This window comes from Pseudofrancisella aestuarii (assembly GCF_003574475.2).
GTDB classification, from domain to species: domain Bacteria; phylum Pseudomonadota; class Gammaproteobacteria; order Francisellales; family Francisellaceae; genus Francisella; species Francisella aestuarii.
This window is the reverse complement of the sequence record NZ_QLIS02000003.1, coordinates 147,417-166,107: the sequence shown is the minus strand read 5'-3', so window position 1 is coordinate 166,107 and position 18,691 is coordinate 147,417. Positions and strand designations below refer to the sequence as shown.

Genomic DNA, 18,691 nt, shown 5'->3' with positions numbered 1-18,691 from the left:
ATGTTATTAGTAATGGATGTTGGGAATTCACATATACATATAGGGATTTTTGACAAAGATAAAATTATTGGCCAACTTAGATATGCAACATCATCAGTTGACTCTACTTCAGACCAAATAGGTGTTTTTTTAAGGCAAGCTCTTAGAGAAAATGATATAAATCCTCTGGATATTAAAGGATGTGCTATTTCTTCCGTTGTTCCTCATATTAATTATTCTTTAGGCTCAGCTATTATTAAATACTTCAAGCAAAAAGCATTTTTTGTAAATATGGATGTGAAGTTAAAGCTTGATATGTCAAATGTTGAGGCTCATCAAGTTGGTGCTGATAGAATTGCAAGTTGTATAGGAGCGGTAGAAGATTATCCAAATAAGAATTTGCTTGTTATTGATTTGGGAACAGCAACAACTCTTGATATGGTTACTAAAAATAGAGAGTATCTGAGTGGCGCAATATTGCCAGGCATGAAGCTATCATTAAATGCATTATGTGCTGGAGCATCACAACTTTCATCAATTACTATAGCTAAGGCGGGTAAGGCAACAGGGTATGATACTACTACAAATATTAGATCAGGATTATACTTTGGCCATTTAGGAGCGATAAAAGAAATAAAAGCTAGAATGATAAAAGAACTTGGTGATTCAGATGTTTTAACAATTGCTACAGGCGGTTTCTCACATTTGTTTAAAGATGAAGGTATTTTTGATGTGATATCTCCTGATTTGATTTTAAGAGGTATTAGAACGGCTTATTTAAATAATTCTGTAGGTGAATGAAATGTTAAAAAATAAAAAAGTAATAATCTTAATATTCGATTCTTTTGGTATTGGGCATGCTCCTGATGCTGATAAATTTGGAGATGTAGGATCTGATACTTTTGGACATATAGTTGATTATTTTAAAAATAATGGTTTGTCTTTGAGTTTGCCTAATCTATCAAAAAAAGGCTTAAAGAAAGCTGCTGAATTAAGTAGTGGTAAAGAGTTGTCATTAGATATAACAGATGGGAATGATGCCGTTATAAATTCTAAATATGGTAGTTGTACAGAGGTAAGTAAAGGTAAAGATACTCCTAGTGGACACTGGGAAATAGCTGGTGTGCCAGTAATGTTTGATTGGTATTATTTTTCTCCTAAAGAAGAAGGTGGAAGCTATTTTGATAAAAAATTTATAGATCTTTGGGTTGAGAGAGCTAACCTTACCGAAGGTTTTATTGACGCTGGACATGCTTCAGGGACAGAGGTTTTAAAAAGACTTGGTTGTGAAAGCTGTATAACAAAAAGTCCAATAATTTATACATCTGCAGATAGTGTATTCCAAGTAGCTGCGCATGAAGATTATTATGGTTTAGACAGATTGTTAGAAATTTGTAAGATAGCTAGAGAAGTTTTAGATGAATTGGGTATGTGTGTGGGTAGAGTTATTGCACGTCCTTTTATTGGAGAGTGTGCAGATGAATATACACGTACTGGGAATAGAAGAGATTTTTCTATTTTACCTCCTGCTCCTACGCTTTTGGATAAGCTAAAGAAAGCTGGTGGGAATGTGGTTTCAATTGGTAAAATAGCTGATATTTATGCAAATCAAGGTATAACTAAAAAAGTCAAAGCTACAGGTCTCGAAGAATTATTTGATAAAACGGTACAAGAGTATAAAACAGCACCAGCAAATAGTTTAATATTTACTAATTTTGTTGATTTTGACTCAAGTTTTGGACATAGAAGAGACCCTAAGGGATATGGTAAAGCTTTAGAGTATTTAGACTCAAGGTTACCAGAACTAGATGAAATTCTTGATGAAGATACTATAGTTATTATGGCAGCAGATCATGGTTGTGATCCCACTTGGCCGGGCAGTGATCATACAAGGGAACATATTCCATTTTTACTTTGGGGTAAAAATATTGAGAGTGAATGTATAGGGATTAGAGACACATTTGCAGATATTGGTCAAAGTATAGCTGATTATCTTGGCTTAGATGTTCTAGAGAATGGCAAATCAATTTTTAAGTAAAGGTCAAAATGGTTAGTAAAGAAAAAATAGTTTCTCTAATGGATTTAACTTTGTTAGGTGATGATGACTGTGAGCAAGATATTATAAAACTTTGTTCGAAAGCAGAAAATAAACTTGGAAGAGTTGCTGCAATATGTGTTCATAAACAATTTATTGAGCTAGTTAAAGAAAAACTATTTGATGAATTTGAAGTTGCAACAGTTATAAATTTTCCTAGAGGTGAAGCTAATTTGCAAAGCGTATTAGCAGAAACTAAACAGGCATTAGCTTTAGGCGCAGATGAAATCGATTTAGTTATAGACTATAAGGAATATAACGTACAAGGATCTTCAGCAAAATCTTGCGAAATTATATCTGAAGTAAAAAAAGTTTGTGGCAATAAAGTGTTGAAAATTATTATTGAGTCTGGAGAGCTAGAGAGTAAAGAGCTAATTCTTAAAGCTACTCAGGATGCTATTGATAATGGAGCAGACTTTGTTAAAACATCTACTGGGAAAACAAAAGTTGGAGCTACTTTGGAAGCTGCTGAGGTTATTTTGCAAACTATTGCTAAAGCAAATAGGGCGGTTGGTTTCAAGGCATCTGGTGGAATTAGAGATTATGATCAAGCAGTTTGCTATATAAACTTAGCAGAAAGTATAATTTCTAAAAGCTATATTAATCCCAAAACATTTAGATTAGGCGTAAGCGGCTTGCTAGATAATATTTTAAACACTCAGAAAACTAATAATAGCTACTAATACTTTTTAAAAATTCTAAAAAAATCCCAAAAAGATATTTATTTTTAGTAGAATTTATCCAGTTTGTGTCATTTTTATGTACTGGGTGTGAGATGTTTGTAAAATTTATGTTTTTTTTATTAGGAATTATCTCTGTTTTTATCTTAGCTTTTGCTTGGAGTAGTAATAGAAAAGGAATTAAATATAAATATTTACTTATAATTTTACTTGTTCAATTAGGCCTAGCAGCTTTCTTACTTCGCTCAGATATTGGAGTTACTATTATTAGTAAAATATCGGAAGGTTTTGAGCATCTATTAGATTGTGCTCATGATGGTTCTGAATTTATATTTGGTAGTCTTACAGATATGAATAAAAATGGTTTTATATTCTTCTTTAATGTTGGGATGCCAATAGTTCTGGTTTCAGCAATCATAGGTATTTTACAGTATTTTAAAATATTGCCATTGATCATAAAAGGTATAGGTTGGATTTTATCAAAAGTTACCGGAATGGGGAAGTTAGAATCTTTTAATGCGGTAAGTTCTTTAGCAGTTGGGCAATCAGAAAACTTTATAAATTATAAAAAGATTATTGGCCATCTACCATCTAATGTTTTATATACTATGGCTGCTACAGCAATGTCTACGGTATCTTTAGCTGTGGCTGGAGCATATATGTCATTACTTGAGCCAAAATATGTTTGTGTTGCAATGGTTATGAATATGTTTGGTACTTTCTTTGTTTTGACTATTATAAATCCATATGAAAAGTCTGAAGAGATTAGCTATGACAAGCTTCATGAACAATTTGAAGAGGAAAAACAAGACTTCTTTGAAATGCTTGCTGAATATATATTAGATGGTTTTAAAGTGGCTATCATAGTATGTGCTATGCTAATAGGTTTTATAGCATTACTACATTTAGTGGATAGTATTTTTAGTAGTATATTTGGTATTACTTTTAGAGATATATTGGGTTATATATTTTATCCATTTGCTTGGGTTTTGAATATTAATAATAATGAACTTTTACTAGCAGGTAAGATTATGGGAACTAAGATGGTTACTAACGAATTTGTCGCTATGCAAATGATGAGTGGCCATGCTAAAGAATTAACAGAGCATTCAACGGCTGTTTTATCTGTGTTTTTAGTATCATTTGCTAATTTTAGTTCTATTGGAATTATTATTGGAGCAATACAGGCTCTTAGTAAAGAAGCTTCGGTTAAGGTTGCAAAGTTTAGTTTGAAGATATTATATGGGGCTGTGTTAGTAAGTTTCTTATCTGCTTGTGTTGTTGGATTTGTTGTTTAAGGGTTTTTAAATGATAGAAAGAATTTTTTTCTTTTTATTGGGAGTTTTTCTAGTCTTTATTTTAGCTTTTGCATTTAGTTCAGATAGAAAAAATATAAAGTACAGATGGTTATTTATTTTATTGTTCATTCAGCTAATCCTATGTGGAGTTCTTTTAGAATCGCATATTGGAGTTTTGATAATGAAAGGAGTTACCAATGCCTTTAGCTTTTTGATAGATAAAGCTCAGGTTGGTATTTCATTTGTATTCGGTAATATTGATAAAAATAAAGATAATGGCTTCGTATTATTCTTGAATGTTTTGATGCCGATAGTTTTTATTTCTGCATTAATAGGTATTTTACAGTATTTAAAAATTCTACCTTTAATTATTAGAGGAGTTGGGTATCTATTATCAAAAGTTAGTGGAATGGGGAAGTTAGAATCATTTAATGCTGTAAGTTCATTGACTTTGGGTCAGGCTGAAAATTTTATAGCATATAAAAATATTCTTGGGCATTTATCACCTAATGTTTTATACACTATGACTGCTACAGCTATGTCTACGGTGTCTCTATCTATTTTAGGTTCATACATGGTGATGATCGATGCGAAGTATGTATGTGTAGCAATTATTATGAATATGTTTAGTACATTCTTTGTTTTACATATTATAAATCCATACGACTTTAAAAAAGAAACTTCTTATGAAGAGTTAGAAATAGATTATGATACCGATAGTAAGAGAGCTTTTTTTATTGTTTTAGGTGAGTACATTATAGATGGTTTTAAAATAGCCACTGTTATTGCTGCTATGCTAATAGGATTTATGGCATTAATTGCAACTCTAAATTCATGTTTTGAGTTTATTATAGGAATTAGTTTCCAGGATTTATTAGGGTATGTTTTTTATCCCATAGCATGGACCTTAAATATTCCATCAAATGAGATGTTATTTGCAGGTAAACTCATGGGAACAAAGTTAGTATCTAACGAGTTTGTCGCTATGCTTATGATGAAAGATCATTTGACTGAAATATCATTACATACTCAGGCGGTGATTTCTGTGTTTTTAGTATCATTTGCTAATTTTAGTTCTATTGGAATTATCGTTGGAACAATTTACTCTTTAGATAAAGGGGCTGTGGAAAAAGTAAGCAAATTTAGTTTGAAAATACTTTATGGAGCAACATTAGTAAGTCTTCTGTCAGCGGTTATAGTTGGAGTTTTTGTTTAGGGGATTTTATATGAAACCACTTTTTATAGTTATAGAAGGTCTTGATGGAGCTGGAAAAAGTACAGCCATAGGATTTATAAAAGAATATTTTGAGAAGAAGTCTTGTAAGGCAGTTTTCACAAGAGAGCCAGGTGGTACAAAAGTTGCTGAAGAAATAAGAGGATTAGCTCTTAGAGAATATGATGATGAGCTGGTTGCTTCGGATACTGAGCTGCTTCTAATGTATGCTAGTAGAATTCAGCATGTTGAAGCTCTTATAAAGCCAAGCTTAAATAATGGGGTGACCGTTGTTTCAGATAGGTTCTATTGGTCTAGTCTCGCTTATCAAGGTGGAGGAAGGCAGCTAGGGTTTGAAAAAATAGAATCGTTAAATAAAACTTTTCTGAGCGAATGTGAGCCAGATATTGTTATTTATTTAGATATTGATCCAGCTGTAGGCTTAGCAAGAGCTGGAAAAGTTGGTTCTCCTGATAGAATAGAAAAAGCAGGTTTAGAGTTTTTTGATAGAGCTAGAAAAGTGTTTCAGAATTTAGTTAAAGAAAATGATAATGCTTTTCAAATAGATGCAAGTAATTCGTTAGAGGAAATTAAACAGGATTTATCAGAGATATTAGACAAGTATTTTTAGTTTCTTTGTTTTTATAGTTTTAGTAGAATCTTATACATTATTTTTAGGTCCAATAATTATTTATTAAATAAAATTATGAATGAAATGTTAAAAGAAATAGCAAAACGAAGAACTTTTGCGATTATATCTCACCCAGATGCGGGTAAGACAACAATTACAGAAAAAATGTTACTTTTTGGAAATGCTATTAAAACAGCAGGTACAGTAAAAGCAAAAAAAAGTGGTGTTCATGCAACTTCAGACTGGATGGAAATGGAGAAACAAAGAGGCATCTCGATAACTACGTCTGTTATGCAATTTCCTTACAATGAAAGGGTGGTTAATCTATTAGATACACCAGGTCATGAAGACTTCTCAGAGGATACATATAGAACTCTTACAGCTGTCGATTCAGCGCTGATGGTAGTTGATGCTGTAAAGGGTGTTGAAGATAGAACTATTAAGCTTATGAATGTGTGTCGCTTAAGAGATACTCCTATTGTTACATTTATGAATAAGTTTGATAGAGATACTAGGGATCCTTTAGAACTTTTGGATGAGGTTGAAGATATTTTAAAAATCAAATGTGCTCCTATGAATTGGCCTATAGGTATGGGCAAGTTTTTTAAAGGAGTTTATGATTTATATCAAGATGAAGTTACCCTTTTTGAAGGTGGGCATGGCCATGAAATTTATGCTTATAAAAAAGTAAAAGGTTTAGCAAATGCTAAGGAAGCTATTGGTTCTGATTTATATGATGAGTTAGAAATGCAAATAGAACTTGTACAAGGAGCTAGTCATGAATTTGATGAAAAAGAATTTCTGGAGGGTACTTTAACTCCAGTATATTTTGGTACTGCTTTAAGTAATTTTGGTGTCAAAGAAATGATGGATGGCTTTACAAAATATGCTCCAGCACCGCAGTCACGTGAAGCTGGCCAGAGAGTTGTTAAGGCTGATGAGGACAAATTGACTGGGTTTGTTTTTAAAATTCAGGCTAACATGGATGAAAAGCATAGAGATAGAATAGCATTTTTTAGAATTTGTTCAGGGAAGTATGAAAAAGGTATGAAAATTTTTCATGAAAGAACAGGAAAAGCTATGCAAGTTTCTAAGGCACTTACTTTTTTGGCAGGAGAAAGAGAGCAGGTTGAAGAAGGGTTTGCTGGAGATATTATAGGGTTGCACAATCATGGTAGTATTCAAATAGGCGATAGTTTTACTCAAGGAGAAAAACTTAAGTTTAAAGGCATTCCAAATTTTGCCCCTGAAATTTTCAAAAGAGTTAAGTTGAATGATCCTTTAAAGATGAAAGCATTACAAAAAGGTCTTATTCAACTATCAGAAGAAGGTGCTACCCAGGTGTTTAAACCAGTTATATCTAATGACTTGGTTTTAGGCGCTGTTGGTGTTCTACAATTTGATGTTGTAGCTCAGAGATTAGCTTCAGAGTATAATGTGAAATGCTCTTATGAAGGAGTGAATGTTTCTTTAGCGAGATGGGTGTTTTGTAAAGATGAGAAAAAATTAGCAGAATTTAAAAAGAAATATGAAGTAAATATAGCTTATGATGGGGCAGGATACTTAACATACTTAGCTCCTACAGGGGTTAATTTGCAGTTAGCAAAAGAAAAAAATCCTGATATTATTTTTAGTGCGACTAGAGAACACTAGATACACCTATTTTTAAGCTAAAAAAATATGATATAATTTTGTGTGATTTGTTATAAAAAGTATTTTGGAATTAAGAATGTTTGATATTGTCAAGAAGTTGATATGTTCTGTTGCGCTAGTATTTCTAACTAGTCATTATGTTTTTAGTATGGATATCTATACAGTACAGCCTAATGATTATTTATATAAAATAGCGGCTAATCATTCCATAAAAGGAGTAAGTAATTCTGAGCTTGTTGATGCTATAAAAGGAATAAATAAGCCAGAGATTCCAGATATTTTATCTAATAGAATAGGCGTTGGAGATAAGATTGCAATACCTACAACAAAATCTGAGGTTGAGGATGGTTTAATTTTATTAAGAAACCAGTATTCTTCAGATGGATCTCAAAGTGTAGCTAATGATACTGGAAGTTCTGTAGCGAGTAATGTGAATTCTGTGCCAGAAGTAATTGATGATAATCTAGGTGATAAAAGTATGATTGCTCAATCATCTTCATCATCTACAAATTCTGTTCAGCATAATGTACCTGGAGTTATCTTTGAAGATAGTAAGTCTGTAGCAACTAAATATGGCCATGATCTAGAAAATCAGATACAAGGAGTGGAGTCTGAAATAAAAACAGAAACTTCCGGTTTTTTGGGCTTTTTAAGAATTGTGGTACTTCTTTTATTCCTTGGAGTAGCTGGATTTTTTGGAAAAAAATATTTGGATTCTAGGAATGATAAGAAAGAAAAAGAGCTGGAAATTATTTCTAAAAAAAGAAGAGATCATTTGATGTCAAGAATTTCACCTGTTGTTTCAGATGTGGGGTTTTATAGAACTGATAAAAATGATGCTCAGGCAGAGTTTGATTTTTTTGGAGGTGGAGGAGAGTCTCAGCAAAATACAAATAATATGCCATCAGCTAATCTTAATGAAGAGGGTTATGATGAAGATTCTTTACCAATAGATAATTATGCTGAAGAAGTAAGTTCAGAAGTTGTTTATGGCGAGAAAGATAGAAATATAGCTGTTAGAACTGATAGAGGTGTAATCTTTGAAACAAATGAAAATAAATCATTAACTACAGATGAAAGCACTAGCTCAAGCGGTGAGGAAGGTTATGAAGACTTTAAAGAGCAGGAGCAGTTGTACGTTATCGAACTGGTTGATCAATATTTAGATAGTGAAAAGTTTGTTGAAGCGAGTATAACTCTGCAAGACTCATTAGAAACTGATTCTAATAACGTTGATTTAAGATATAAACTTTTAGAAGTTTATGCGAGAGCTGGTGATGAGATAGCTTTTGATGGTGAAGTTCATTTCATAAAATCAAAAGGAATAGTAAGCATGTTTGATCCGCTTCATCAGAAGATAGCTAAATTAAGAGATAGATATTTCGAATAGCTTATATTTTCAATTGTTGCAAATAAGCAACTCTTAGTGCAAAATCTCTAATTATTATTTTTTTCTTCTTCAAATTCTAATGTTTTTTAAAAAAAATAAAGATCCAGAAAACGTTAAGCAAGATTTAATTGATACTTCTCCAATGGAAGATAAAAAAGGTCTATTTTCTAGATTACAAAAAGGATTGTCAAAAACTGCAGGTAAACTGGGTACTGGTCTAAGTACAATTCTAATGGGGCAAAAGATAGTAGATGAAGATCTATTAGATGATATTGAGATGCAGTTGTTAACTGCTGATATTGGTATAGAAGCAACAGATCAAATTATTTCTTATCTTAGAGATAAAGTGTCTAGGAAAGAGATTCAAACAGCAGATAAATTAAATGAAATAATAAAGCAAAAGCTGCACGAAATAATACTACCTTGTCAAAAGCATTTAGAAATAGATTTAAATAAAAAACCTTATGTTATTTTAATCGTTGGAGTAAATGGAGTAGGTAAAACAACTACTATAGGTAAACTAACTAAAAAAATACAAGCTCAAGGAAAAAGTGTAATTTTGGCTGCTGGAGATACATTCAGGGCTGCTGCTGTTGAGCAATTAAAAGAATGGGGTCAAAGAAATAAAGTGCCTGTAGTTGCGCAGCATACAGGAGCAGATAGTGCTTCTGTTATTTATGATGCGGTTTATTCAGCAAAAACAAAAGGTGTTGATGTTGTAATAGCAGATACAGCAGGGAGATTACATACAAAAGATAATCTAATGGAAGAGCTTAAAAAAGTTGTTAGAGTTATAAAGAAAATGGATGAATCTGCACCTCATGAGATAATGCTTGTCCTTGATGCTACAACTGGACAAAATGCTTTAGTACAAGCTGAAGTTTTTAATAAAGCTGTAGGATTAACAGGTATTGCAATAACAAAGCTAGATGGAACAGCAAAGGGAGGAATGGTTTTTTCTCTTGCTAAGAAGTTTTCTCTTCCATTTAGATTTATTGGTGTTGGAGAAGGGGTTGATGATTTACAAGAGTTTGATGCAGAAAGTTTCACAGAAGCTTTATTCTCTATAGAATCTTAATCTTATAATTCGCACATATCCTTAAATAAAAAAAGTAATTTGTTAGAATATAGTAAATAAAAGTTTTTAATAGTTAATTAATGTCTCTAACTTTTCTAAAAGATTTAAATGATCCCCAACATAAAGCAGTAGTTCTCGGGGGGAAAAATTCACTAATTTTAGCTGGTGCAGGTAGTGGTAAAACTAAGGTTTTAACTTCTAGAATAGCATATCTTTGTAGAGAGCAAAGCATCTCCCCATTAAATATATTGGCTGTAACTTTTACAAATAAAGCGGCTAAAGAAATTCAACAAAGAGTTGAAAAAATATTAGGCTTTTCCACTTTTGGTATGTGGATAGGAACTTTTCATGGTATTGCACATAGATTACTTAGAAAACATGCTCATGAATTAGGGTTAGATAAAAACTTTAGAATCCTAGATCAAGATGAGCAAACTCAAGTTATAAAGAAAATAATAAAATCGTTAAATTTAGATGATAAAAAATATCCCCCTAAATTAGTTCAGAATTTTATAAATAAGAAGAAAGATGATGCTATACGTAGTGATAAGTTAGAGAAAACTTTTTCTTATGATTCTAATTACTCAGAATTATATAAAGCCTATGAGGAAAAATTAAGACTAGATAATGCCTTAGATTTTGCTGATTTACTGTTATATGTATATGAGCTTTTTTTACTGAATGAAGATGTTAGAAATTATTACCAAAGACTTTTTAAATATATATTGATTGATGAATTTCAAGATACTAATAAAGTGCAATATTTATGGCTAAAACTTTTAGTTAATGAAAATAACTATGTAATGGCTGTTGGCGATGATGATCAGTCTATCTACGGTTGGAGGGGAGCTGTAGTAGATAATATTCATAAGTATGTTGAAGATTTCGGTGATGTTGAAATTATAAAACTTGAACAGAATTATCGATCAACAAAAAATATCCTCAAAGCAGCAAATGCTGTAATCAAAAATAATGATAATAGAATGACTAAAGAGCTTTGGTCAGCGGCTGAAGAAGGTGAGAAAATAGATATATACGATGCTGTGAATGAGAGAGATGAAGCTAGATATATTATTGAAAAGATTAGAGAGCTAAGTGACCAAGGTGTTAGTTACAATGATATTGCTATTCTCTATAGATCTAACTATTTATCTCGTGTATTAGAAGAAAGCTGTATATATGCAAGTATTCCTTATCGTATTTATGGAGGCTTTAAATTCTTCGACCGAGCCGAAGTAAAAGATGCTATAGGATATTTAAGATTGGCAGTTTCAAAGTCAGACAATTTAGCTTTTGAAAGAATAATTAATACACCGACTAGAGGTCTGGGTAATAAAACATTAGATATAATAAAAAATTATGCAGAAATAAATATTATTTCCTATTGGGATGCTTCATTAGAAGTTGTTCAAAGAGGGTTGCTGTCAAAGAGAGCCTCAACAATACTATTAAACTTTATAGCTTTAATAGATTTAATTTCTAAACAGTTAAGTGTTTTATCATTAGATGAGTTAATAGGGTTTGCTATTCAAGAGTCTGGTTTATTAGCAATGTATGAAGATAAAAATACAGAAAAAGATAGACAGAAAATAGATAACTTAAAAGAATTGATTAGTGCGGCAAAAGATTTTGAGCCACAAATAGAGATACTAGATGATAATGTAGATATTCTTCAAGATTTTCTTTCATTTGCTGTTTTAGAGTCTGGAGAAATGCAAGCACAAGAAAGTGTTGAATGTGTACAACTTATGACTGTTCATGCGGCAAAAGGTTTGGAGTTTCCATATGTTTTTATTGTTGCTGCAGAAGAGGGGGTATTTCCTCCAACGGCAGTCATAAATTCAGAAGAATATGCTTATAATGAAGCTTCTTCAAAAAAAATCCAAGAGAAGCTTGCGGAGGAGAGAAGACTTTTTTATGTTGCAATTACTCGAGCAATGAAATGTTTGACAATAAGTCATGCTGAAGTACGTAATATTTTTGGTAGAAGTAGTTTTCAAGTTAAATCACGTTTCTTAAGAGAAATAGATGATGAGAAGTTAATATCTAAAAAGATAGTTGAAAAACCAAAACAAAGAGAAAAACAAAATTTTGGATTATCACCTTTTGATTTCCTAAAAAATAATTCTAAAGAATCAGCTTTCAAAAAGGGTGATAAAGTATTTCATAAAGTTTTTGGTAAGGGTACTTTTCTTAAGTCTCAGCAGCAAGGTCAGAAAAAGTTTTATACTGTAGATTTTGGTCCAGATATTGGTCAAAAAATACTCTTAGCTAACATAGCAAATCTTGTCAGAATATAGTTGTTGCTTGGCTTCTGGATTTTATGCTAGAATTGAATTTGACATCATTGTTTTTGTCAATTATTTGGAGGTAAAATGAATACTAGAGAATTAGAAAGTTTTATTAAAGAAGAAGAAGTAAGATTTGTAGATTTAAGATTTACGGATATTAAAGGAAAAGAGCATCATGTTACTGTTCCAGCTTCTTGTGTTGATGAAGACTTTTTCAAAGACGGTAAAATGTTTGATGGCTCTTCTATAGCTGGTTGGAAAACAATTAATGAATCAGATATGATATTAAAACCTGATTTGGCTAGTTATTATATTGATCCTTTTTATAATGACAAAACTATAGTTTTAAGCTGTGATGTTTATGATCCTAAAACTTTAGACAGATATGAGAGAGATCCAAGAAGTATTTCAAGAAATGCTGAAGATTTCTTAAAAACTTCAGGGATTGCTACGGATGCTTATTTTGGTCCAGAACCAGAATTCTTTATATTTGACGATGTTACATTTAAGTCTGACATGGAAGGTTCTGAGTATAGAATTAGAGCAAACCATGCTGCTTGGGATTCAAACAAAATGACTGAGTTTGGTAACAAAGGACATCGTCCTGGTGTTAAAGGTGGTTACTTTCCAGTTGCTCCAGTTGATCATTTACATAATATCAGAGCAGAAATGTGTAAAGTTTTAGAAGATGTTGGTCAAGAAGTAGAAGTACATCATCATGAAGTTGCTACTGGTGGTCAAAGTGAGATAGGTATGAAATTTAACTCACTTACTAAGAAGTCTGATGAAGTTCAGCAATTTAAGTACATAGTTCATAACGTTGCTAATGAATTTGGTAAGACTGCAACATTTATGCCCAAACCAATTCCTTTTGATAATGGTTCTGGTATGCATATACATCTATCTTTATTTAAAGATGGTAAAAACCTGTTTACAGGTGATGATTATGCAGGTCTTTCAGAAACTGCTTTATTTGCAATAGGTGGGATCATTAAACATGCTAGAGCACTTAATGCATTTACAAATCCTTCAACTAATAGTTATAAAAGATTAGTTCCAGGATATGAGGCTCCTGTATTGTTGGCATATTCTGCAAGAAATAGATCAGCTTCTATAAGAATTCCTTATATAGCGAATCCTAAGGCGCGTCGTATAGAGATCAGATTTAGTGATCCTATGGCTAATCCATATTTGGCATTCTCAGCAGTAATGTTGGCAGCTTTAGATGGTATAAAAAATAAAATTCATCCAGGTGCTCCAATGGATCAAAACTTATATGAATTACCAAAAGATGAATTGGCTAAAATTCCTACGGTTGCACCATCATTGAGAATAGCTTTACAGTCACTTGATGCAGATAGAGAATTCTTGAAGCAAGGTGGTGTATTCACTGATGAGTTTATAGATGCATTTATCGAGCTTAAGTTAGAAGAATTAACTAAGATTGAGCTTGTCCCTCATCCTATGGAATTCCAAACTTATTATAGTCTATAATTTCTATTTATCTTTTTTCTTTTAAAATATCTAACCAGTTAGAATAAAAGATTTTTCTATCATCTTTCCAAGAATAGTTTATAGAGTTTTGTTGATCATAATAGTTATAGGGTTTATCTATATCTTTAGATGCTTCAAGGTCTCTTAAATATTCAGCTTCTAGAGTATTCTCTATATATTCTAAGTGATTGAACATATAGGTTATATTAGAGTTTTTATCAGATAAGCAATCTAATCCATCGATAGAAGAAGCTAATATAGGGTACGTATATTTTAAAACTTCAGCACTATCTATTTTTGTTTGCCTTGATATACACGCTTTAAGTTGTTCACCAGAAAAGCCTTTTAGTAGAGGATGATTAGGTTTAAGTAACTTATGTTCATATACACCAAAAAGTTTTTTATCCAAGCATATTTTTTCTATGCCATATAGATAGTTTAGACCTGCTTGAGCAGCCCAACAGACTAGCATTAATGATAGGTCATGATTAATACTTTTTGCTATTATGTCACAAACTTCTTTATAATAATCTACATCTTTAAATTCTAATAGTTCAACTGGGGCACCAGTAATAATAATTCCATCTAGATCGTTAAAATCATAGTCTTGCCAGTTTTGGTAGTTTTGTTCTAAGTGAGCTTTGTCAACTCGAGTACTTGGCCTTGTTAAAGAATGGAAAAAGACTAAATCAACAATGGTGTTAGAATTGTGTGATAGAACTTCTGTCCATTGTTTTTCGGTTTCTTTAACGGTTGGCATTAAATTTACTATAGCTATTCGTAAGTGACGAATATTATTAGAATTTTTGTAGTTAATTTGGGTAGGAAAATGAATTTTTAAGTTTTTGAGCCATTCAAATGATTCTTTTACATTTACGGACATAGCTTTCTCCTTAAGCATTTAGAGCTTGAGATAGATCTGAAATTAAGTCATCAGGATTTTCTAAACCTATTGATAGTCTCACTAACCCATTAGTTACACCAGCTTGTAGTTTTTCATCCTCACTCAGCTGAGAGTGTGTTGTTGATGCTGGATGTATTATTAAGCTACGAGCATCACCAATATTTGCGCAGTGAGTGAATATTTTTGTTTGCTCTACAAGTTTTTTACCAGCTTCAAAGCCTCCTTCAAGTTCTATAGTTAATAGACCCACTTGGCCTTTAGGGAAATATTTTTTTGCTAAGTTATGATAAGGAGAACTTGTAAGTCCAGCATAATTAACTGTTTTAACTTTAGAATGATTATCTAAGAATTCAGTAATAATTTGTGCATTTGAAACATGTTTATCTAGCCTTGCTCCTAGTGTCTCTAATCCTTGAACTGCTAAGAAAGCACTATGAGGGCTAAGTGTGGCTCCAATATCTCTTAAACCAACAGCCAAACCTCTAACAGTGAATGCTAATTTATCAAAAGTTTTATGAAAAGAAATATTATTATATGAACTATCAGGTTTAGATAATAAAGGGAATTTATCACTTTGTGACCAGTTAAAAGTCCCAGCATCAACTACAGCACCACCAATAATGGATCCAGTACCTCCTAAATATTTTGTTAGAGAATATGAAATTATGTCAGCACCATGTTCTATGGGGTTTAGTAAATATGGAGTTGCTATCGTATTATCAACAATTAGTGGAATTCCAGCTTCATGAGCTATATCTGCAATAGCTCTAATATCTGCAATTACTCCCGTAGGATTAGATTGAGACTCTATGAATATAGCTTTTGTATTATCTTTAATTGCTGCCTTAACTTCTGCTAGATTATCTATATCGACTAAAGTTGATTCCCAACCGAACTGTCTAGGGAAAGTATGAGTTAGTTGAGTTATAGAGCCTCCATATAAGTATTTTGAAGCAACTATATGATCCCCATTTTGTAGTAAGTTAAGTAATATTAAAAATTGAGCAGCATGCCCTGATGAGCAGGCAAATCCACCAGCTGCACCATGTAAGCTAGCTAACCTTGAGGCATATTCATCAACAGTTGGGTTTGTCAGTCGAGAATAGATGTTGCCAAATTCCTTTAGTGCAAAAAGGTTTGCAGCGTGTTCTGTACTTTCAAATACATAACTAGATGTTTGATGTATAGGTGTTTGTACGGAACCACTTTTATCTGGAATTGAACGATGTAATGCTAAAGTTTCTAAAGAATATTTACTCATAGTTTTCTCCTATTTATAAAACTCTTTAGCTTGGGAGAAATCTGAGTATGGGAGGATGGAATATCCAGCAACCGTTTAGCAGATTATTTTTCGTGTCCGCAAGCTGAGTTATCAAATCAACACGTGCCTACAAAATTTAGTTTGCAGGCTTAATATGAAACAAAATTCATACTTTTTAGCATAATAGTTAAAGTATGCTGTTGTCAAAAATTCTACAGCAAATTATATGAAAATAAAGAGTGCTGTAAAAAAATGTAGAAATAAATTTATTTTTCTTTAGGATAAAAGATAAGCGCTGATTTAATATATCAACTTGCGAGCGCTTTATAAATTCTGCTAAAGCGTAGTTTGTTGTCTTTAATATTCATTTATAGACCATCCGCTTTTGCAGATGGTTTTTTGAAACAGTTTCTTTAGAAGTTTCCAAAAAGCCTTAATTTTTAATAAATGCTACATATTTGTCATTTTATATATGTGGTTTAAAGACTAAGAGGAGTATAAGAATGAGTATTGAAGAAAAAGAAGGTTTGATAGAACGTTTAAATAAAGGCCCAGTTATCTGTGCAGAAGGCTTTATTTTTGAATTAGAAAGACGCGGATTTTTAGCGTCAGGTGAATTTGTTCCAACAGTTGTTTTAGATCATCCAGAGATTGTAGAAGGTTTACATAGAGAGTTTCAACATGCAGGATCTGATATTGTAGAGGCTTTAACCTATTATGCACATAGAGAAAAGCTTAGAGTGGCAGGGCAAGAGCAGATTATAGAAGATTTGAATAGACAGGCTCTTAGAATAGCTAAAAAAGTTGCTGATTCTGCTCCTAAAGGAGTTCAGCCAAATTTGATGGCGGGTAATATTTGTAACTCAAATATCTGGAAACAAGGAGATAAGAATGCTCAGCTAGAGGTTGAGAGAATGTTTGATGAGATGGTAACTTGGGCAGCTGAAGAAGGTGCTGATCTCATAATAGGAGAAACATTCTCTTATGCTGAAGAAGCGTTTAAAGCCGTTGAAGTGATCAAAAAAACTGGCTTGCCAGCAGTTTTAACAATAGCTCCATTTGGTCAAAATGTTATGTTAGATGGCTGGTCAATTATTGATACGTGTAAAGAGCTAGAGCAACGTGGCGCTGATGTTGTGGGACTTAATTGTTTTAGAGGTCCTCAGACAATGCTTCCATATCTTAAAGATATTCGTAAAGCTGTTAAATGCCATGTTGCAGCATTGCCTGTTCCATATAGGACTACAGATGATCATCCAACGTTTTTTAATTTGCCGGATAATAATGGTTGTAGTTGCCCATCACCACATGGTAGACCATTCCCTACAGCATTAGATCCGCTATTCTGTAATCGCTATGAGATAAGAGAGTTTGCTAAAGAGGCTTATGATTTTGGGGTTAATTATTTAGGTGTTTGTTGTGGAGCGAATCCTGCTTTAATTAGAGAGGTTGCAGAAGCTGTAGGGCTAACAGTACCTGCAAGTAAGTATAGCGAAAGAATGCAAAATCATAGTATGTATGGAACACATGAGAGAATAGCTAAACATATCCAAGCATATGGAAATAAAGCTTAATATATTTTTGACAAAGAAGTAGAACTAATAGGAGAAAAAGAATGAGTAATAAACAAGGTTTGGTAGAACGTTTAAATAAAGGACCTGTTATTTGCGCGGAAGGATTTCTATTTGAGATAGAAAGAAGAGGATATATGGCGTCAGGTGAGTTTGTGCCTATGGTATCTTTGGAGCATCCTGAGGTTTTAGAAAATTTACATAGAGATTTTCAGCATGCTGGATCAGATATTGTAGAAGCTTTTACTTATAATGGACATAGAGAAAAGCTAAGAGTTATTGGCAAAGAACATTTACTTGAAAAGCTAAATAGAGAGGCCCTTAGAATAGCTAAAAGAGTTGCTGATACAACTCCAGAAGGAGTGCAGCCAAATTTGTTAGCTGGTAATATTTCTAACTCAAATATTTGGGAGCAAGGAAATAAGACATCACAAAAAGAAGTAACTAGAATGTTTGATGAAATGATTACATGGGCAGCAGAGGAAGGTGCTGATATTTTAATCGGAGAAACTTTTTATTATGCAGAAGAAGCTTTTAGAGCTCTAGAAATTATGAAAAAAGCTAATCTTCCAACTGTGCTAACAATCGCGCCAATGGCCGAAAATACTATGAGAGACGGATGGTCAATTGTTGACACTTGCAAGGAGCTAGAGCAGCGTGGTGCTGACGTTGTGGGACTTAATTGTTTTAGGGGCCCTCAAACAATGCTTCCTGATTTAAAGAAAATTCGAGCAGCTGTTAAGTGCCATGTGGCAGGTCTTCCTATTCCATATAGAACAACTAATGATCATCCAACATTTTTTAACTTGCCAGATAACAATGGTTGTGGCTGTCCAGCACCTCATGGAAGAACTTTCCCAACAGCGCTTGATCCATTATACTGTAATCGTTATGAGCTTAGGGAATTCGCAAAAGAGGCTTATGATTTTGGAGTTAATTATTTAGGTGTTTGTTGTGGAGCTAGCCCTATGTTAATTAGAGAAGTTGCAGATGCTGTTGGGTTAACTGTACCAGGTAGTAAGTATAAAGAAAGAATGGAAAACCATTTCATGTATGGTTCAAATAAACGTATTGCTAAGCATATGCAAGAATATGGAGGTAAAGCATAATTATAATTAATCTGGTGTTTAGCATATTTGGTGCAATCACCTTG

The 18,691-nt window shown here is 32.7% G+C and carries 15 protein-coding genes and 1 riboswitch; of the genes, 13 read left to right on the top strand and 2 right to left on the bottom strand.

The window, feature by feature from the left end:
• The 11 genes from DNK87_RS07695 (at nt 1) to glnA (ending at nt 13,802) form a co-directional block, all read left to right on the top strand.
• The gene (locus DNK87_RS07695; RefSeq protein ID WP_119330990.1) at nt 1-780 is read left to right on the top strand and encodes a type III pantothenate kinase; all 780 of its coding nucleotides are present in this window, start codon (nt 1-3) and stop codon (nt 778-780) included.
• Between the two features lies 1 nt (nt 781).
• Entirely contained in the window at nt 782-2,017 is a 1,236-nt protein-coding gene (locus DNK87_RS07690) for a phosphopentomutase (protein ID WP_119330989.1), read from the top strand.
• Nucleotides 2,018-2,025: 8 nt separating this feature from the next.
• Nucleotides 2,026-2,757 (top strand): deoxyribose-phosphate aldolase, encoded by a 732-nt coding sequence (deoC, locus tag DNK87_RS07685; protein ID WP_119330988.1) that lies wholly within the window; start codon nt 2,026-2,028, stop codon nt 2,755-2,757.
• Nucleotides 2,758-2,849: 92 nt separating this feature from the next.
• Nucleotides 2,850-4,052: a NupC/NupG family nucleoside CNT transporter gene (locus DNK87_RS07680; RefSeq protein WP_119330987.1), complete on the top strand. Its 1,203-nt coding sequence runs from the start codon at nt 2,850-2,852 to the stop codon at nt 4,050-4,052.
• A gap of 10 nt (nt 4,053-4,062) precedes the next feature.
• Complete coding sequence (locus DNK87_RS07675) at nt 4,063-5,268, top strand: NupC/NupG family nucleoside CNT transporter (protein ID WP_119330986.1); 1,206 nt, start codon at nt 4,063-4,065, stop codon at nt 5,266-5,268.
• 10 nt (nt 5,269-5,278) lie between these two features.
• Nucleotides 5,279-5,896 (top strand): dTMP kinase, encoded by a 618-nt coding sequence (gene tmk, locus DNK87_RS07670; RefSeq protein WP_119330985.1) that lies wholly within the window; start codon nt 5,279-5,281, stop codon nt 5,894-5,896.
• 75 nt (nt 5,897-5,971) lie between these two features.
• The gene (locus DNK87_RS07665) at nt 5,972-7,549 is read left to right on the top strand and encodes a peptide chain release factor 3 (protein ID WP_119330984.1); all 1,578 of its coding nucleotides are present in this window, start codon (nt 5,972-5,974) and stop codon (nt 7,547-7,549) included.
• 76 nt (nt 7,550-7,625) lie between these two features.
• Nucleotides 7,626-8,939, top strand: coding sequence for a LysM peptidoglycan-binding domain-containing protein (locus tag DNK87_RS07660; RefSeq protein WP_119330983.1), 1,314 nt, complete (start codon nt 7,626-7,628; stop codon nt 8,937-8,939).
• Between the two features lie 79 nt (nt 8,940-9,018).
• The gene (gene ftsY, locus DNK87_RS07655) at nt 9,019-10,017 is read left to right on the top strand and encodes a signal recognition particle-docking protein FtsY (RefSeq protein ID WP_119330982.1); all 999 of its coding nucleotides are present in this window, start codon (nt 9,019-9,021) and stop codon (nt 10,015-10,017) included.
• An 80-nt stretch (nt 10,018-10,097) separates the two neighbouring features.
• A complete protein-coding gene (locus DNK87_RS07650; RefSeq protein WP_119330981.1) occupies nt 10,098-12,317 on the top strand; it encodes a UvrD-helicase domain-containing protein in 2,220 nt (739 codons plus the stop codon).
• A gap of 75 nt (nt 12,318-12,392) precedes the next feature.
• On the top strand, nt 12,393-13,802 hold the full coding sequence (glnA, locus tag DNK87_RS07645) for a type I glutamate--ammonia ligase (RefSeq protein WP_119330980.1): 1,410 nt from the start codon (nt 12,393-12,395) through the stop codon (nt 13,800-13,802).
• A 7-nt stretch (nt 13,803-13,809) separates the two neighbouring features.
• On the opposite strand, the gene DNK87_RS07640 is transcribed toward glnA, so the two are convergent.
• Both DNK87_RS07640 and DNK87_RS07635 read right to left on the bottom strand, forming a co-directional pair.
• The gene (locus DNK87_RS07640; RefSeq protein WP_119330979.1) at nt 13,810-14,685 is read right to left on the bottom strand and encodes a homoserine O-acetyltransferase/O-succinyltransferase family protein; all 876 of its coding nucleotides are present in this window, start codon (nt 14,683-14,685) and stop codon (nt 13,810-13,812) included.
• A 10-nt stretch (nt 14,686-14,695) separates the two neighbouring features.
• Entirely contained in the window at nt 14,696-15,967 is a 1,272-nt protein-coding gene (locus tag DNK87_RS07635; RefSeq protein WP_119330978.1) for an O-acetylhomoserine aminocarboxypropyltransferase/cysteine synthase family protein, read from the bottom strand.
• A gap of 55 nt (nt 15,968-16,022) precedes the next feature.
• A riboswitch (SAM riboswitch) is annotated at nt 16,023-16,100 on the bottom strand.
• A gap of 370 nt (nt 16,101-16,470) precedes the next feature.
• Here DNK87_RS07635 and DNK87_RS07630 point away from each other — a divergent pair.
• Both DNK87_RS07630 and DNK87_RS07625 read left to right on the top strand, forming a co-directional pair.
• On the top strand, nt 16,471-17,541 hold the full coding sequence (locus DNK87_RS07630) for a homocysteine S-methyltransferase family protein (protein ID WP_119330977.1): 1,071 nt from the start codon (nt 16,471-16,473) through the stop codon (nt 17,539-17,541).
• A 41-nt stretch (nt 17,542-17,582) separates the two neighbouring features.
• Nucleotides 17,583-18,647, top strand: coding sequence for a homocysteine S-methyltransferase family protein (locus DNK87_RS07625; RefSeq protein ID WP_119330976.1), 1,065 nt, complete (start codon nt 17,583-17,585; stop codon nt 18,645-18,647).
• Nucleotides 18,648-18,691: the final 44 nt, after the last annotated feature.

Bases quoted from the DNA above. Each gene is read 5' to 3' on its own strand.
- DNK87_RS07695 (WP_119330990.1), top strand. From the start codon at position 1: ATGTTATTAGTAATGGATGTTGGGAATTCACATATACATATAGGGATT.
- DNK87_RS07690 (WP_119330989.1), top strand. From the start codon at position 782: ATGTTAAAAAATAAAAAAGTAATAATCTTAATATTCGATTCTTTTGGT.
- deoC (WP_119330988.1), top strand. From the start codon at position 2,026: ATGGTTAGTAAAGAAAAAATAGTTTCTCTAATGGATTTAACTTTGTTA.
- DNK87_RS07680 (WP_119330987.1), top strand. From the start codon at position 2,850: ATGTTTGTAAAATTTATGTTTTTTTTATTAGGAATTATCTCTGTTTTT.
- DNK87_RS07675 (WP_119330986.1), top strand. From the start codon at position 4,063: ATGATAGAAAGAATTTTTTTCTTTTTATTGGGAGTTTTTCTAGTCTTT.
- tmk (WP_119330985.1), top strand. From the start codon at position 5,279: ATGAAACCACTTTTTATAGTTATAGAAGGTCTTGATGGAGCTGGAAAA.
- DNK87_RS07665 (WP_119330984.1), top strand. From the start codon at position 5,972: ATGAATGAAATGTTAAAAGAAATAGCAAAACGAAGAACTTTTGCGATT.
- DNK87_RS07660 (WP_119330983.1), top strand. From the start codon at position 7,626: ATGTTTGATATTGTCAAGAAGTTGATATGTTCTGTTGCGCTAGTATTT.
- ftsY (WP_119330982.1), top strand. From the start codon at position 9,019: ATGTTTTTTAAAAAAAATAAAGATCCAGAAAACGTTAAGCAAGATTTA.
- DNK87_RS07650 (WP_119330981.1), top strand. From the start codon at position 10,098: ATGTCTCTAACTTTTCTAAAAGATTTAAATGATCCCCAACATAAAGCA.
- glnA (WP_119330980.1), top strand. From the start codon at position 12,393: ATGAATACTAGAGAATTAGAAAGTTTTATTAAAGAAGAAGAAGTAAGA.
- DNK87_RS07640 (WP_119330979.1), bottom strand. From the start codon at position 14,685: ATGTCCGTAAATGTAAAAGAATCATTTGAATGGCTCAAAAACTTAAAA.
- DNK87_RS07635 (WP_119330978.1), bottom strand. From the start codon at position 15,967: ATGAGTAAATATTCTTTAGAAACTTTAGCATTACATCGTTCAATTCCA.
- DNK87_RS07630 (WP_119330977.1), top strand. From the start codon at position 16,471: ATGAGTATTGAAGAAAAAGAAGGTTTGATAGAACGTTTAAATAAAGGC.
- DNK87_RS07625 (WP_119330976.1), top strand. From the start codon at position 17,583: ATGAGTAATAAACAAGGTTTGGTAGAACGTTTAAATAAAGGACCTGTT.